Here is a 14,517-nt window from a genome sequence, read left to right as displayed (position 1 = left end):
CTCACCTACTTTACTCCCCGCTTAAAATGCCCTCTTGTGTAACCCTTCTCCGGCATAGATACATTTTTATTCCGCCGGAACACATCCTCATACATCCTGAGGATTTCCTTTACAGTATCCGCCTTTTCAGAAGAAAATGCAAGTCTAAGTGCACAGGGATGTAATTCTTCTATCTTTTGTTTCTGATCCGGCAGCATCACCGGATCTGCATTATAAATTACATTATAACAATAAATACACTCATTTTTAACAACAAATTTCTTTTGATAACGGTCCGTAAGCCATGTCATTCCTTTTTGTGAAGAACAACCCGATGTATTCTTTTTAACACAGCCTGCCGATACCATCACTGGAAGATATCCATAAACCACCAGTTCCATAGAATGAATGCCCAGCCGCCTCAGCTCCTGAAAATTCAGTTCTACCGGAGCAGCCGCCCGCTCCACGCCATATGCCTTCCAGAACGCTTTTGTTTCCTTGTTCCATTGATATACATTGGAATCTAATACAATTGGTTTCTTATATCCCTTTTCTCTCAAAAAGTAATAGCTTTCCAGATTACGTACCTGTGCCCCGTCGAAAATTTTATCCAGATCAGAATAAGATTGTTTATAAAGCGTCTCCGCCTGTTTTCTAAAAATACGCGCCATAGAAAAATATATTTCAATCCCTCTGCGTCTTGCCTCCGCGACGCAATTTGACAGCCGTTCATATTTTTCCTCATAATAAACCGCATCCTCCAGATAAATTCTCTTTATCCATCCGGCATCCAATACCATCTGCATTTGTTCCAGATTTTCCACCGAAGCCGTAAAGCCGTATTCCTCTGCTTTCAAATCTGAATCCAAATCTTCGATTTTTACTGCTTCCGCTACCGGATTCCTTTTATAATTATGAAGGATGTTGGAAAGAAGCTTCTCAATTGCTTCACGACGAAGCTCATTCAGACTCTGCATGGGCAAAAAAACATCGCCTTTCATACAAATTTCAAGCTTGTCAAATATAAAAGGAGTATTCCCTGTCTTTCGCATTTGTCTGTCAATCCGCTCGATAGAAAGGGGCTGGTTTTTTGCCGGTTCGGCAACGGCGCCTTTTACTGATACACAAGCTTTCTCGCCACAGGCAATCGCAAGTTCTATGCGCTCCCCCGGAGAAATACGCAGCCTGCCATCCATTTTTTTCTGCAGCTTGCCAACAGTAAAGTCCTGTTCCATCCCTGCAGATGCTTTCGGTCTCCCGAAGGAAATCATTTTCTGTCCATTCTGCTGCTTATAATATCCTTCACAATAGCCTCTCCGCTGATATGCTGCCAATAACTCCTGCTTATCCTTTTCTGTCACTTTATAAGCCTTCCGTCCTTCTCTTAAATAAAGATCCACATATTTCCGGTACATCCCGGTTACTGCCGCAACATAGGAAGGCTGTTTCATTCGTCCCTCTATCTTAAAAGACGTAACCCCGGCTTCAATCAACTCCGGTATCAGTTCAATAGCACACAAGTCTTTCAGGCTCAAAATATCCATAGCTTCTTTCGAATGATTCACTTTATAGGGAAGACGGCACGGCTGTGCACACTGTCCTCTGTTGCCGCTTCTTCCGCCAATCATGCTGCTCATCAGACATTGTCCGGAATAACAATAACACAAGGCGCCATGGACAAAACACTCTATTTCCAGCCCCGTATTTTCAGCAAGCTGACGGATTTCCGAAAGAGATAGCTCTCTTGCCGGAACAACCCGTTCCACTCCAAGTTCTTCCAGATGCTTTGCCGCAATGTAATTCGTAACCGTCATTTGTGTACTTGCATGAACGGCCAGTCCCGGAAATTGTCTCATAACATATTTCATCACTCCAATATCCTGGACAATCACTGCATCCAATCCCTGCTCATAATACGGGCGCAAATAGGAATATAAATCCGCAAACTCATTTTCTTTCACCAGTGTATTTACCGTTAAATAAATTTTTCTTCCGTGCAAATGTATATAGTCAATCGCTTCCAGCAATTCTTCCTCTGTAAAATTCACAGCATATGCTCTTGCGCCAAATCTGTTCCCTCCGGCATAAACAGCATCGGCACCGTTTAAAACAGCCGCCTTCAAAGTTTCAAAAGAACCTGCCGGAGCCAAAATCTCAATTTTCTTTTCCATATCTCATGCATTATAAAATAGGCTGTCTGCCGACAGCCTATTTTTTATGATTATTTTTCATCTCTGTTTCCAATTTTACAATCTTCATCTGCAGTTCCTTATTCTCTTCCTTCAGCCTGTCCAAAGCCTTATCGGCATTTTCAAGCTTGATCTGAACAGAAATCAGTTCGTGCTTCAGATCGTACATCTCCTTATCTTTCGCTTCAATATCGCTCTCTAACGTCCCGCCCTGTTTCTTGGCTTTAAAATAATCGTCCGCAATATTAAGTGCCAACAAAATACTTCTTGTATCAGCGCTCTGTTTACGATACCCCTCACTATTTGTACACTCTTCTATTTTATGGTTCAGATAAGTAGAAACCTTCTGCAGATACTCTTCACTTTCAAAGCCACTTAAAGTAAAGACCTTTCCGCCTATCAGAACTTCCGTGTAATTTTTTGATGATGCCATAGAAGACCTCCTCGCAATTTCCTTATACTCTAAATATCATTATAAACTATCCGACGCCAAAAACCAACTATTTTTATACATTTTCATGTAAAATTCCCAAATGTCTGTATGACAGCTCCGTCGCAACACGCCCTCGCGGCGTTCTTTGGATGAATCCGTTCTTCAGAAGATAAGGTTCATAGACATCTTCTATCGTGCCTGCATCTTCTCCCACAGAAGCCGCCAATGTATCCAATCCAACCGGTCCTCCCTGAAACTTTTGGATCATAGTCAACAAGAGATTCCTATCAATCTGATCCAGACCATATTTATCCACATCCAGAAGATCCAGCGCATAATCGGCTACCTGTTTTGAAATAACACCATCGTATTTTACCTGGGCAAAATCTCTCACCCGCTTCAGGAGCCGGTTCGCAAGCCTTGGAGTTCCTCTGGATCGCCGGGCAAGTTCCTTCGCGCCTCTCTCATCAATTTCCACACCGAGCACTTGTGCGGAGCGAAGGATAATAGCTGTCAATTCATCCACGGAATAGAATTCCATTCGATCCACAACACCGAAACGATCCCTTAAGGGAGCAGTAAGCATCCCTGCCCGCGTCGTTGCACCTACCAACGTAAACGGCGGAAGCTCCAGACGGATAGACCTGGCGCTTGCGCCTTTGCCAATCATAATATCAATAGCGAAATCTTCCATCGCCGGATACAATACTTCTTCTACCTGACGGTTCAGCCGGTGAATTTCATCCACAAATAAAACATCCCCTTCCTGAAGATTATTCAGGATTGCAGCCATCTCGCCCGGTTTCTCAATAGCCGGACCGGAAGTTACTTTCAAATTCACTTCCAGCTCATTTGCAATAATTCCTGCCAGTGTTGTTTTTCCAAGTCCCGGCGGCCCGTAAAACAGGACATGATCCAACGGCTCTCCCCGTTCTTTCGCTGCTTTAATATAAATCTTTAAGGTCTCCTTAATCTTAGACTGTCCGATATAATCATCCAGAAGCTGCGGCCGCAAATGATTCTCTATTTTTACATCTTCTTCCAGGTTCTCGGTTGTAATAATCCGTCTGTTCATATTCTCTCCCACAAATTAAAACATCATATATTTTAGTGCCTGCTTTAAAACATCTTCCGTTGTCATTCCGTCCGCTAATTCAACTTGTCTTACAGCTTTCAGCGACTCTGCATTTCCATACCCCAGCGCGGTAAGAGCCTGCACAGCTTCCTGCTGTACCTCGCTGTCTTCCGCACCCATTATCTGGCCATCTTCTGACGTCTGACGTTCCAGGACATCTTCAATGCTCAATTTATCTTTCAACTCTAAAATCAGCTTTTCTGCTGTTTTTCTGCCGATACCCGGAGCCGAAGAAATCAGCTTTACATCTCCTGCCATCACCGCAAAACGAAGTTCATCAGGAGTCAGTTTTGACAAAATACCAAGCCCTCCTTTGGGACCAATCCCATTTACCGTAATCAGCAGCCTGAATACAGAAAGCTCATCTCTTGTAAGAAACCCGAACAACTGCATACAGTCTTCCTTTACATTCAGATAAGTATAAATCTTCACTTCACTACCCACCCTCGGTAAAAGTCCGATTGCATGACCTGACATGAAAATTCCATATCCGATACCGCCTGCATCTACAATAACCTTATTTTCTTCAACATCTGCCAGTTCTCCCCGTATGTATGATATCATGTGCTTACTCCTTACATATCTATATTAATAAGTCTCTTCAGCATCTCGTTTGCTGCGACTCCAATTATCATCCCTGTGATCAGTCCGGCTATCAGAAGCGCCGGAACATAATATACAACACTGAATGTCTCTACTACCAACATCGCCACTATCAGCTGACCCACATTATGCATAACTCCGCCTGCAATGCTGACTCCTATAACACTGAAGCCTCCATTCCTTTTCAAAAGAACCATTATAGCAAGGCTCAAAAGCCCTCCTGCCAGACTATACAAAATGCTGAACAGATTCCCAAAAATAAAACCCGACAATACCACCCGTGTTACGGATAAAAGGCAGGCTTCCTTTCCCCCTGTCTTATAAAGGGCTACAACAATAATCAGATTAGCAAGTCCCAGCTTTACACCCGGAATACCTATCTGAAAAGGGATTAATGTTTCAATATAGCTGAAAATCAGTGCAAGAGCTATAAAAACTCCAAAATACGCAACTTTACTTCTCACTTTCTATCCTCCTGCCCTCTCTTAATTCGTAGAAGCGTCAATGCCGCTTTCCCGATCCGAGCTTATCTCCACAACAACTTTGTTGGGAAGGCAGATAATGCTTTCATGATCCGCCGCTATAGACCGCTGTTTTACACAAATCTGATCCGGGCAGTCTGCTTTCGTTATATCTGCTGTTCCATCACTGATCTTCAGAATATTTGTTCCTCCATTTATAGCGACTTCCCGATTCTCCCCCAGACTATAAACCGCCTCTATTTCACCGTCTACCTTTACAACAACGCTGCCGGTGTCAGTGCCCCTAAAAAACGTAAATGCTGCCCACACCACCAACGCAGCACAGATTACGATTATAATCAATAAAAAATCCTTTTTCTTCAGCCCGGTCATCTTATATTCGTCACACTCCATTCGTTTCTGCTACTTATTCTAACACACCCCCCTCATTAATGCAACCACATGTTCGATTCATATTTTGTGATTTGCATATTGTAAAGATTCCAGGTATAATATTGGCAACTATTATGAAAAAGAGGTCTGTTTTATATGAAAGCAAAACAACTGCTCTGTCTGATAAGTACTTTGGTATTCCTTCTTACCGGCTGTTCAGGAATATCTGCAGAACCGACATCCTATACCGGAACTGCATTTGATTCCGTCATTGCTCTAAAGATTTATGACCGGGTTGATGAAGATGTAATGAATCACTGCATTACCATGTGCAGTGATTTTGAAAATAAGTTCTCCCGCACCATTGAAACCAGCGAAATCGCCCGGATTAATTCTGCCGGGGGCGCTCCTGTCACCGTTTCAAATGACACCTTAGAATTAATCAGACAGGGAATCTATTACGGCGATCTTTCTGACGGTGCTTTTGATATTACCATCGGCGCCGTCAGCCGTCTTTGGGATTTTAAAGATGAAAATCCCTCTGTGCCGATGGCAGATGCCGTCACGGAAGCTCTGTCCCATGTAAATTATAAAAACATCATAATCTCCGGCAATACGGTCACGCTCAAGGATCCAAAAGCTGCAATTGATGTAGGCGGAATTGCAAAAGGATATATTGCAGATCGTCTGAAGGATTATTTAAAAAACCAAGGGGTAAAACATGCCCTGATTAATCTTGGAGGCAACGTACTGGCTATCGGTTCTAAGCCTGACGGGACAGCATATAATATAGGTATAGCAAAACCCTTTAGCGAAAACGGGGAGTATATTACTTCTTTGGAAATCAGGGACAAATCTGTTGTTACATCTGGTACCTATCAAAGATACTTTGAACAGGGTGGAAATTTCTATCACCATATCCTTGATCCCGGGACAGGCTATCCCTGCGAAAACGACTTAAACAGCGTTACCATTATTACCGATTCTTCCCTTGCAGCCGACGCTCTTAGCACCGCCTGCTTTGTGCTGGGTGAAGAAAAGGGAACGGAACTTATCAACAGGCTGGAGAATACCGAAGCAATCTTTGTTAACAGCCGCAACCAGGTTAAAAAAGCGGCTGATTAACAGCCGCCTTTTTGTAAAAGAAACTATATAATTCTTTTTTACTTTAATAATATCGTGCACTGCCAAGAGAGCCTATAATGGCCGCTCCAAAAATTGCAATGATAATAATATATATCACCAGAGTAATCCCTGTAATAATCAAATAAGCACGGCAGTAATTTCTGCGGTTTATGTTGCCATTCTTTCCGAATGCCCAGACAAAGTACAGTATAATTCCTGCACATGGTATCATAAGCGCCAGAATTGTGAGGACCCAGTCTCCAAGAGACATCGGGCTGTTATCCATGCCGGTATCATAAGAACGGTTATATCCTGTGTTATTCCCGACATTATAGTTATAATTATCCTGTCCCCAATTCGGGTTCTGCTGCTGGTTATATGACTGGTACTGTCCATATGAATTCTGCCCGCCATACGTATTCTGCCGGCCATATGGATCCTGCTGGCTATATGGATTCTGCTGGCCGTAGGAATATCCGGCATTGGGATCCGAATAGGTTTCTGCAGTTCTTTCCTCCGAATCCAACTTCGTAGTTTCCATATCCGGTTCTGTATGCACAGCAGATGTCTCCGGCTGCCCGCCCTGAGCATTCCCCTGCGTATCGTCCGGATCATGATTCTGCGTATTATTCCAATTGTTGTCCATGTATATATCCTCCTCATATTGTCATGAAATTATCTTATCACAAAAGTCCTGAAAAAACAACTGGCTGCATTGTTGTAATAATAACTCATAGGTGGTTCTCCCGGAAAATAACGGTACATTCTCCAGATATAAAATAAGACCATAGAAGCCAGAAGAAAAATCATGCACCATTTCATCCACTCCGGTGTCTTTTTTAGCAGAAGATACCGATTTATACAGAATATCACTATCATAAAGATGATGGGATAGATAAACGGATGAATATGGAAAGCTTCTCCAAAATTCAGACGCAGCAAGGCGAAACCGGCTCTCGTCATACCGCACATGGGACAGGGAAAACCAGTAAGGATAACCAGCGGGCACGTACTATATAGGAAGTTTTTCAGAAACACAAAATAGGCGATTATAAATATAATCACCCATTTTGCACTCTTTATATCCATCCACAAATAATGGACACTTTTTTTCAGACGATCTACTGAATAATTTTCTTTGGACATTTTTCTGCACATTTTCCACAATTTGTACATTTATCAGGATCAATGTGTGCAATATTGTCAGTCACGGTTACTGCTCCCGCTTCACATACCTTCTCACACATCTTACATCCGATACATCCCACAGAACATGCGGCAATCACTTCTTTTCCCTTATCCCTGGAACTGCACTGTACCAGATGCTTCTGTTCATATGGAACCAGTTCAATCAAATGCTTCGGGCATACGGCAACACATTTTCCACAAGCTTTACATGCTTCTTTGTCCACAACTGCAATACCGTCTACAATATGGATTGCATCGAAAGGACATGCCTGCACGCAGGATCCTTCTCCAAGGCATCCATAACTGCAGGACTTAGGGCCTCCGTTCTGCATCAAATTTACCATAACACAATCATGAAGTCCCTGATATTCATAACGCGTTTTTGCTTTCTCGCAGGTTCCTGCACATTTTACAAATGCGACCTGGCGTACCTGTGCTCCTGCTTCTTGTCCCATGATCTCGCCAATCTTCGCTGCAACCGGGGCTCCTCCTACCGGACATCCGCCGATTTCCGCCTCGCCCTTTACGATAGCGGCAGCCAGACCGGAGCAGCCTGCATATCCACATCCTCCACAGTTATTTCCCGGAAGAACTCCCAGGATCGCTTCTTCTCTTTCATCTGTCTCTACTGCAAATTTCTTGCCTGCAAATCCAAGGAACAGACCAATGAATAACCCGGTTCCGCCTACAACCACAGCAGCAAGAATAATTCCTGTTATACTCATAGTACGTCCCTCCTTAAATTAATCCTGAGAATCCAAAGAACGCAATAGCCATAAGGCTCGCTGTAATCAGTACAATCGGTGTTCCCCGGAAAGACTCGGAAATATCATTGTATTCAATTTTTTCACGGATACCTGCCATTAGTACGATTGCAATCAAGAATCCTACAGACGTACCAATGCCATTTACAACGCCTGCCAGAATAGAATATTCTTTCTGGACATTGGTAAGCGCTACACCGAGAACCGCACAGTTTGTTGTAATCAAAGGCAGATACACGCCGAGCGCCTGATAAAGGGAGGGCATAGCCTTCTTCAAAAACATTTCAACAAACTGAACCAGACAGGCAATAACGAGGATGAAAACTATGGTCTGCAGATAGACCAGCTTTCCTCCCAGGATTGCGGGATTGGCCAGAATAAATTTGTAAATAACACCTGTTACAAAAGATGCAATCGTAATAACGAATACTACGGCGCCGCCCATACCTGCCGCTGTCTCTACCTTTTTAGAAACACCAAGGAACGGACAGATTCCAAGGAACTGACTGAGTACGACGTTATTAACAAGAGCTGAACCAATTGCAATAATAAGTAATTCCTTCATCTATGTACCCTCCTACTCTTCATTTCCCGTCGGAAAAACTTTTCCGCCGCATCCGCCGCAAGATGCGCATCCGCCTTCACCGCAAGAAGCTGTCTCTGCTGCTTTCCTGCCCTTCTTAGCCGCATTATTTTTTACTTTATTCTGAAGCGCTGTCAGTCCCGCAAGAACCATGAAAGCGCCGGGAGCAAGGATAAAGATCGTAATCGGCGTATAGCCTGCTTTCCCTGTAGCTGCATCTGCAAGCGGAAGAATCTGCATGCCAAATATCTTGCCGGAGCCAATCAGCTCGCGGACAATACCAATTGACGTAAGTCCAACTGTAAATCCAAGTCCCATACCGATTCCATCGAAGATAGATGGAAGAACCGGATTTTTGGACGCATAACTTTCCGCACGACCAAGAATAATACAGTTTACAACAATAAGCGGGATATAAAGGCCAAGCGCATCATAAAGACTTGGGACAAATCCTTCCAGCAAAAACTGCACAATCGTTACAAAGGAAGCCACTACTACGATAAAAGCAGGCATCCTGACAGAATCGGGAATCACCTTACGGAGCATGGAAATCAACATATTTGACAGTACAAGTACAACCGTAGTGGAAAGCCCCATGCCTACACCGTTTATTGCGGATGTTGTTACCGCAAGGGTTGGACACATACCTAACATCAATACGAAGGTAGGATTTTCTTTGACTAAACCATTATATACTCTCTCAGTACAATTATTCATTTTCTCTACCTCCTAAAAAGCATTCTGATAGTATGCAAGCGCCGCGTTTACTGCTCCGGTTACTGCTCTGGAAGTGATGGTAGCGCCACTAAGAGCATCAATCGGTTCTCCGTCTCCGCCGTCCTTGGATACTACAAATTTATCTGTTTGTTTTCCTTCATATTGCGCCTGGAATTCAGGTTCAGTCGCCCGCATTCCAAGGCCCGCCGTCTCGCTGATGGACAGAATGGAAATACCATTAACGGTTCCGTCACTGGTAATCCCCACCGTAATCTGGATATCTCCGCCATATCCTTCCTTATCCGTTGCAGTAATAACGTATCCGTCATCTCCGCCATTAACCACACATACCTCGTCAATCACAGCATTAATGCCCAAACTTTCAACAGCTTCTTCGGCGGCTTCTGTATCCACATCTACCGCTTCAAAGTCGTCAATAGATGCTTCCGGAAATACTTGCTGCCACGCTTCTTTTTTCGCTGAATCCTGTGCCTGCGCGATTGGATCTTTCGTAATCTCGTATACAAAACCAAGACCAAGACCGGCAACCAGGGTAATAATCGTTAAAATAAGTGCATTTTTAATAATTTTATTCACTATTTTTCTCCTCCTTTTCCAAATGGTTTGGGAAGAGTAATCTTCTCAATTAATGGAACAAAAAGGTTACTAATAATAATTGCATAAGAGACACCTTCTGCAGAACCGCCAAAAAGCCGGAACAGCCCTGTCAGCACTCCAAGAAGAATACCATATAGATACTGTCCCTTTTTCGTAATCGGTGATGTAACATAATCAGTCGCCATAAACCATGCGCCAAGCATCAGACCGCCGCCGCAAAGGTGTGCGGTAATATAACCGGGATCAAAAAGACCAACCTCTGCATTGGAAAACTGTCCGAAAATACCAATAAATATTACAAATGTCACGATATAAGTGCTCGGGATACGAAGATCAATTACTCCCATCAAAATCAGGAAAATTGCGCCGATTATAATCGCAATCACGGAAGTTTCTCCTATGGTTCCGGGAATCGTCCCAAGCAGCATATCCATGGAATTAATCTCTGACATAGAACCTTCTTTAATGTAGGCAAGCGGCGTCGGCCCGGTTACGCCATCATAAGCAAAACTTGTCATCTGTCCCGTAAATGAAATCAACAGGAAACATCTTGCTGCCAAAGCCGGATTCATGAAATTTTGTCCCAGTCCGCCGAACAGCTGCTTTACAACCAGGATGCCAAATACACTTCCCAAAGCACCCATCCAGAGTGGGGCGCTGGCCGGCATATTAAGTCCGAGCAAAAGTCCGGTAACTGCAGCACTGAAATCATTAATCGTAATTTTTTTATGCATTAACTTCTCATAAATATATTCTGTCAGCACAGCGGAAACTGTCGTCGTAATAAGCATCCCCAGTGCAGGCAGACCAAAATTATACACACCGAAAGCAGATGCCGGCAAAAGTGCAATCAACACATAAAGCATGATTTTACCGGAAGTCACTTTGGAACGTATATGTGGTGAAGATGAAATATTTAATAGATTCTCCACGTTAGTTCACCTCTTCCTCTCATCTGATTTATTTCTTCTTGCGGTTCGCAAGTGCAATCTTCCTCATAGAGCCAATTGCCTGTTTCAATGGACGTTTAGCCGGGCATACGTAGCTGCAGGATCCACACTCCACACATTCCAGACCATTCTGTTTCACAAACGCAGCCTCATCGTGATGTTCCGCATAGTCTGCCAGTCTTGATGGGATGATCCGGCTTGGACAGGCATCCACACAGCGCCCGCAATTGATACAGGCAGTAGGTTCCAGTTTTGCTACTTCATCTTTAGAAAAGCAAAGAATAGATGAAGATGTTTTTGTCACTGGCGTATCCAGGGTAAACATTGCAAAGCCCATCATCGGGCCGCCCGAAATCACTTTCTCCGGTTCATTCTTAAACCCTCCCGCTGCTTCAATAAGCTCCATCTGGTTCGTTCCAAACAGCACCTTAAAGTTACCGGGTTCATTTACTGCATCGCCGCTGACCGTCACAACACGCTCCATCGAAGGGATCCCCTTCGTAACTGCCTGGTAAATGTTAATGATAGTCTCCACGTTATCCACCACGCATCCTGCGTCAGCAGGCAGCATTGTCGAATTGATCGCCCTTCCGGTAACGGCGTAAATTAACTGACGCTCTGCTCCCTGAGGATATTTGGTCTTAAGCGCCATCACCTCCATACGCGGTTCATTTTGGGTCAGCTCTCTTAACTTTTCAATACAATCCGGTTTGTTGTCTTCTACCCCGAAAATGCCTTTCGCATTATCAAACAAAGAAAGTATTACTTTCATGCCGCCTACAAGAAGCTCCGGATCCTCCAGCATCCTTCTGTAATCGGCGGTTATGTAGGGTTCACACTCCGCGCAATTTGCAATAACAAAATCAATTTTGTCCGGCTCCTTCGGAGACAACTTTACTCTGGTGGGGAATCCGGCTCCGCCCATTCCGACAATCCCTGCTTCTCCAATAGCATTCAGGATTTCCTCTTTTGTCATTTCTTCCAGCGGTTTCACAGAACCATACTCCGCCTCTTCATACATCCCGTCGTTTTCAACGACAATACAATTCACTTTTGCCCCTGTCGGACTAAAATGAGGTTCAATCGCTTTCACCGTCCCTGACACGGATGCATATATCGGAGCTGATACAAAACCTCCGGCTTCGGCAATTTTCTGGCCCTTCTTTACATGGTCGCCAACTGCAACAATCGGACTCGCAGGTGCGCCGATGTGTTGGGAAAGCGGATAAATCAAATTACCCTTTGGCTTTACTTCGACAATCGCCTTATCTTTCGCCAGACGTTTGCCATCGTCCGGGTGAATTCCACCCTTAAATGTTAACAATGCCATCCCTTTTTCCTTCCTTTCTATTTTGTTGTTTTTTTAACATTCGTCCGCACATAAAGATAGAGACTATATAATAGCCTCTATCATAATAACCTATGTCTGATTGCGCGCAATCCTATTCCGCCTCTTCGGCTTCTTCTGCGGCAGCCTGCTCGCTCTCAAGCTCAAGAGCCTTCATACTAAGGCTGATCTTTTTCTCTTCTTCATTCAGATCCACAATCTTTGCCGTAATCTCCTGTCCAACGCTCAGTACGTCGGAAGGCTTCTCTACATGTGCGCGGGAAATCTGAGATACGTGGAGCAATGCGTCTACACCCGGTGCCAATTCAACAAATGCACCAAAATCTGTCATTCTTGCAACTTTTCCTGTAATTACAGTTCCTACTGCATAATCTTCATCTGCATGCGCCCACGGATTCGTCTCCGGGAACTTCAGGCTCAGTGCAACTTTTGTATCATTAATATCTTTTACCAGAACTTTTACTTCATCACCCACATGGAAAATCTTCTTCGGATTTTCAACTCTTCCCCATGACATCTCTGAAATATGTAAAAGTCCGTCAACACCGCCCAGGTCAATAAACGCGCCAAAATCCGTCACATTCTTAACAGTACCTTCTACGGTATCTCCAACTTTCAGTCTTTCAAATAATTCTTTCTGCTTTTCTGCTCTCTCAGCAACAAGAAGCTGTCTTCTGTCTCCGATCACACGGTTTCTTCTCGGATTAAACTCGCTGATTACAAATTCAATCTCCTGTCCCTGATATTTGCTCAAATCCTTTTCGTATGTGTCTGACACAAGACTTGCCGGTATGAATACTCTGGCTTCATCTACGACAACACTCAGACCGCCGCCGAGGATCTGTGCCACAGGCGCTTTCAAAACTTCCTTATTCTCAAAAGCTTCTCTCAGTCTTTCGTTGCCCTTCTCAGCTGCAAGTCTCTTATAAGTAAGCAACACCTGACCTTCACCATCGTTGACTTTCAGGACTTTCACTGTCATTGTGTCACCAACGGACACAAGTGTAGTTAAATCTGCATTCGGCTCGCTTGTATACTCGCCTCTTGTAATGATACCGTCCGCTTTGTATCCGATATTCAGGATAATCTCATCAGGCTTTACATCAATTACAGTGCCATCTACTACTTCTCCATTCCTTATAGTCTTAAGTGAATCTTCCAACATTTGTTCAAAAGTTAATTCTGACATTATTTTGAACCTCCTCAATTATATTATTGGGCGTGGATGCCCCTGCTGTAATACCTACTGTTTCCACGGACCTTAATTGATTCATATCAAAATCGTCAAGTGTCTGTATATAGTACGTATTGTTACATGCATGATTGCATATTTCAAATAACTTCTGAGTATTTGAGCTGTGTTTGTCTCCTATCACAATCATAGCGTCCACTCTCTTTGCAATGTCTGCCGCCTCTTCCTGGCGTTCTTTTGTCGCACTGCAAATCGTATTTAAAACAATTATATCATACCCCTTTTCCGAGATAATTTCAACCAGTTCTTTGAATTTATTGTAATTATATGTCGTCTGTGCCACAACGCAGACTCTTTTGCCCGGCGGAGCAGAAAATTTCTCCGCATCTTCGGCATCTGAGATTACAGTAGCAGAGGAACCGGCCCAGCCTTTGATTCCTTCTACCTCCGGATGGCTGCCATTCCCAACGATAACAATATAAGATCCCTTCGCACTTTCTTCCATGACAATTTTATGGATTTTCTTCACAAACGGACAGGTAGCATCTACATAAGAAATCTGTTTTTCTTCCAGGTAATCACAGATATGCCTGGGAACTCCGTGGGACCGGATGATTACAGTTCCGTCTTTTATTTGTTTTAGTTCTTCTTCTGTACGCAGCACGATAATGCCCTTAGACTCCATGTCTTTAATCACTTCTTCATTGTGGATGATCGGCCCGTAAGTATAGATTTTTCCTTCTTTATTTTCTGCAAGCTGCTTATATACCGTCTCTACCGCGCGTTTTACTCCAAAGCAAAAACCCGCCGTCTTTGCAAGTATTATTTCCATGGTTCCT

The 14,517-nt window shown here is 43.7% G+C and carries 17 protein-coding genes; 1 reads left to right on the top strand and 16 read right to left on the bottom strand.

The genetic code is table 11. The features are described 5' to 3' along the window. Positions 1 to 5: 5 nt before the first annotated feature. From OCV99_RS02490 to OCV99_RS02465, 6 genes are all read right to left on the bottom strand, one after another. Positions 6 to 2,150 carry a U32 family peptidase gene (locus tag OCV99_RS02490; RefSeq protein ID WP_158367831.1) on the bottom strand — a complete coding sequence of 715 codons (2,145 nt, stop codon included), beginning with the start codon at positions 2,148 to 2,150 and terminating at the stop codon, positions 6 to 8. A 37-nt stretch (positions 2,151 to 2,187) separates the two neighbouring features. Next, positions 2,188 to 2,601: a cell division protein ZapA gene (locus OCV99_RS02485; protein ID WP_158367830.1), complete on the bottom strand. Its 414-nt coding sequence runs from the start codon at positions 2,599 to 2,601 to the stop codon at positions 2,188 to 2,190. Positions 2,602 to 2,674: 73 nt separating this feature from the next. After that, the gene (ruvB, locus tag OCV99_RS02480; RefSeq protein ID WP_158367828.1) at positions 2,675 to 3,676 is read right to left on the bottom strand and encodes a Holliday junction branch migration DNA helicase RuvB; all 1,002 of its coding nucleotides are present in this window, start codon (positions 3,674 to 3,676) and stop codon (positions 2,675 to 2,677) included. Positions 3,677 to 3,691: 15 nt separating this feature from the next. Next, positions 3,692 to 4,300, bottom strand: a complete 609-nt coding sequence (gene ruvA / locus OCV99_RS02475; protein ID WP_158367826.1) for a Holliday junction branch migration protein RuvA — start codon at positions 4,298 to 4,300, stop codon at positions 3,692 to 3,694. A gap of 11 nt (positions 4,301 to 4,311) precedes the next feature. After that, on the bottom strand, positions 4,312 to 4,803 hold the full coding sequence (locus tag OCV99_RS02470) for a Gx transporter family protein (RefSeq protein ID WP_158367823.1): 492 nt from the start codon (positions 4,801 to 4,803) through the stop codon (positions 4,312 to 4,314). Between the two features lie 21 nt (positions 4,804 to 4,824). Then, positions 4,825 to 5,214, bottom strand: coding sequence for a NusG domain II-containing protein (locus OCV99_RS02465; RefSeq protein ID WP_262574627.1), 390 nt, complete (start codon positions 5,212 to 5,214; stop codon positions 4,825 to 4,827). Positions 5,215 to 5,349: 135 nt separating this feature from the next. On the opposite strand from OCV99_RS02465, the gene OCV99_RS02460 reads away from it, so the two are divergent. Then, a complete protein-coding gene (locus tag OCV99_RS02460) occupies positions 5,350 to 6,318 on the top strand; it encodes an FAD:protein FMN transferase (protein WP_158367821.1) in 969 nt (322 codons plus the stop codon). Positions 6,319 to 6,361: 43 nt separating this feature from the next. Here the strand turns inward: OCV99_RS02460 and OCV99_RS02455 are convergent, their stop codons facing one another. From OCV99_RS02455 to ispH, 10 genes are all read right to left on the bottom strand, one after another. Next, positions 6,362 to 6,964, bottom strand: coding sequence for a hypothetical protein (locus OCV99_RS02455; RefSeq protein WP_262574624.1), 603 nt, complete (start codon positions 6,962 to 6,964; stop codon positions 6,362 to 6,364). A gap of 29 nt (positions 6,965 to 6,993) precedes the next feature. Continuing rightward, entirely contained in the window at positions 6,994 to 7,407 is a 414-nt protein-coding gene (locus OCV99_RS18195) for a DUF2752 domain-containing protein (RefSeq protein ID WP_227191856.1), read from the bottom strand. Between the two features lie 32 nt (positions 7,408 to 7,439). Then, positions 7,440 to 8,231, bottom strand: coding sequence for an RnfABCDGE type electron transport complex subunit B (locus OCV99_RS02445; RefSeq protein ID WP_158367818.1), 792 nt, complete (start codon positions 8,229 to 8,231; stop codon positions 7,440 to 7,442). 13 nt (positions 8,232 to 8,244) lie between these two features. Continuing rightward, positions 8,245 to 8,835 (bottom strand): electron transport complex protein RnfA, encoded by a 591-nt coding sequence (locus OCV99_RS02440; RefSeq protein WP_158367816.1) that lies wholly within the window; start codon positions 8,833 to 8,835, stop codon positions 8,245 to 8,247. Between the two features lie 12 nt (positions 8,836 to 8,847). Beyond that, on the bottom strand, positions 8,848 to 9,570 hold the full coding sequence (gene rsxE, locus OCV99_RS02435; protein ID WP_158367814.1) for an electron transport complex subunit RsxE: 723 nt from the start codon (positions 9,568 to 9,570) through the stop codon (positions 8,848 to 8,850). 12 nt (positions 9,571 to 9,582) lie between these two features. Then, on the bottom strand, positions 9,583 to 10,167 hold the full coding sequence (locus OCV99_RS02430) for an RnfABCDGE type electron transport complex subunit G (protein WP_158367812.1): 585 nt from the start codon (positions 10,165 to 10,167) through the stop codon (positions 9,583 to 9,585). Beyond that, entirely contained in the window at positions 10,167 to 11,120 is a 954-nt protein-coding gene (locus OCV99_RS02425) for an RnfABCDGE type electron transport complex subunit D (protein WP_158367810.1), read from the bottom strand. Before OCV99_RS02425 ends, OCV99_RS02430 begins: the two co-directional genes overlap by 1 nt. 28 nt (positions 11,121 to 11,148) lie before the next feature. Further along, positions 11,149 to 12,468 carry an electron transport complex subunit RsxC gene (gene rsxC, locus OCV99_RS02420; RefSeq protein WP_158367808.1) on the bottom strand — a complete coding sequence of 440 codons (1,320 nt, stop codon included), beginning with the start codon at positions 12,466 to 12,468 and terminating at the stop codon, positions 11,149 to 11,151. Between the two features lie 112 nt (positions 12,469 to 12,580). Then, positions 12,581 to 13,675 carry a 30S ribosomal protein S1 gene (gene rpsA, locus OCV99_RS02415; RefSeq protein WP_158367806.1) on the bottom strand — a complete coding sequence of 365 codons (1,095 nt, stop codon included), beginning with the start codon at positions 13,673 to 13,675 and terminating at the stop codon, positions 12,581 to 12,583. Further along, a complete protein-coding gene (gene ispH / locus OCV99_RS02410) occupies positions 13,656 to 14,510 on the bottom strand; it encodes a 4-hydroxy-3-methylbut-2-enyl diphosphate reductase (RefSeq protein WP_158367804.1) in 855 nt (284 codons plus the stop codon). Before ispH ends, rpsA begins: the two co-directional genes overlap by 20 nt. Positions 14,511 to 14,517: the final 7 nt, after the last annotated feature.

The sequence above is a fragment of the Dorea acetigenes genome, from assembly GCF_025567385.1.
Classification (GTDB): domain Bacteria; phylum Bacillota; class Clostridia; order Lachnospirales; family Lachnospiraceae; genus Claveliimonas; species Claveliimonas acetigenes.
This window is presented reverse-complemented; position numbering and strand designations above follow the sequence as displayed.

What these genes read in the sequence shown, in the direction of transcription:
- rsxE (WP_158367814.1), bottom strand. Translation starts at nt 9,570, where the DNA reads ATGAATAATTGTACTGAGAGAGTATATAATGGTTTAGTCAAAGAAAAT.
- rpsA (WP_158367806.1), bottom strand. Translation starts at nt 13,675, where the DNA reads ATGTCAGAATTAACTTTTGAACAAATGTTGGAAGATTCACTTAAGACT.
- rsxC (WP_158367808.1), bottom strand. Translation starts at nt 12,468, where the DNA reads ATGGCATTGTTAACATTTAAGGGTGGAATTCACCCGGACGATGGCAAA.
- ruvA (WP_158367826.1), bottom strand. Translation starts at nt 4,300, where the DNA reads ATGATATCATACATACGGGGAGAACTGGCAGATGTTGAAGAAAATAAG.
- OCV99_RS02445 (WP_158367818.1), bottom strand. Translation starts at nt 8,231, where the DNA reads ATGAGTATAACAGGAATTATTCTTGCTGCTGTGGTTGTAGGCGGAACC.
- OCV99_RS18195 (WP_227191856.1), bottom strand. Translation starts at nt 7,407, where the DNA reads ATGGATATAAAGAGTGCAAAATGGGTGATTATATTTATAATCGCCTAT.
- OCV99_RS02490 (WP_158367831.1), bottom strand. Translation starts at nt 2,150, where the DNA reads ATGGAAAAGAAAATTGAGATTTTGGCTCCGGCAGGTTCTTTTGAAACT.
- OCV99_RS02465 (WP_262574627.1), bottom strand. Translation starts at nt 5,214, where the DNA reads ATGGAGTGTGACGAATATAAGATGACCGGGCTGAAGAAAAAGGATTTT.
- OCV99_RS02440 (WP_158367816.1), bottom strand. Translation starts at nt 8,835, where the DNA reads ATGAAGGAATTACTTATTATTGCAATTGGTTCAGCTCTTGTTAATAAC.
- OCV99_RS02455 (WP_262574624.1), bottom strand. Translation starts at nt 6,964, where the DNA reads ATGGACAACAATTGGAATAATACGCAGAATCATGATCCGGACGATACG.
- ispH (WP_158367804.1), bottom strand. Translation starts at nt 14,510, where the DNA reads ATGGAAATAATACTTGCAAAGACGGCGGGTTTTTGCTTTGGAGTAAAA.
- OCV99_RS02485 (WP_158367830.1), bottom strand. Translation starts at nt 2,601, where the DNA reads ATGGCATCATCAAAAAATTACACGGAAGTTCTGATAGGCGGAAAGGTC.
- OCV99_RS02460 (WP_158367821.1), top strand. Translation starts at nt 5,350, where the DNA reads ATGAAAGCAAAACAACTGCTCTGTCTGATAAGTACTTTGGTATTCCTT.
- ruvB (WP_158367828.1), bottom strand. Translation starts at nt 3,676, where the DNA reads ATGAACAGACGGATTATTACAACCGAGAACCTGGAAGAAGATGTAAAA.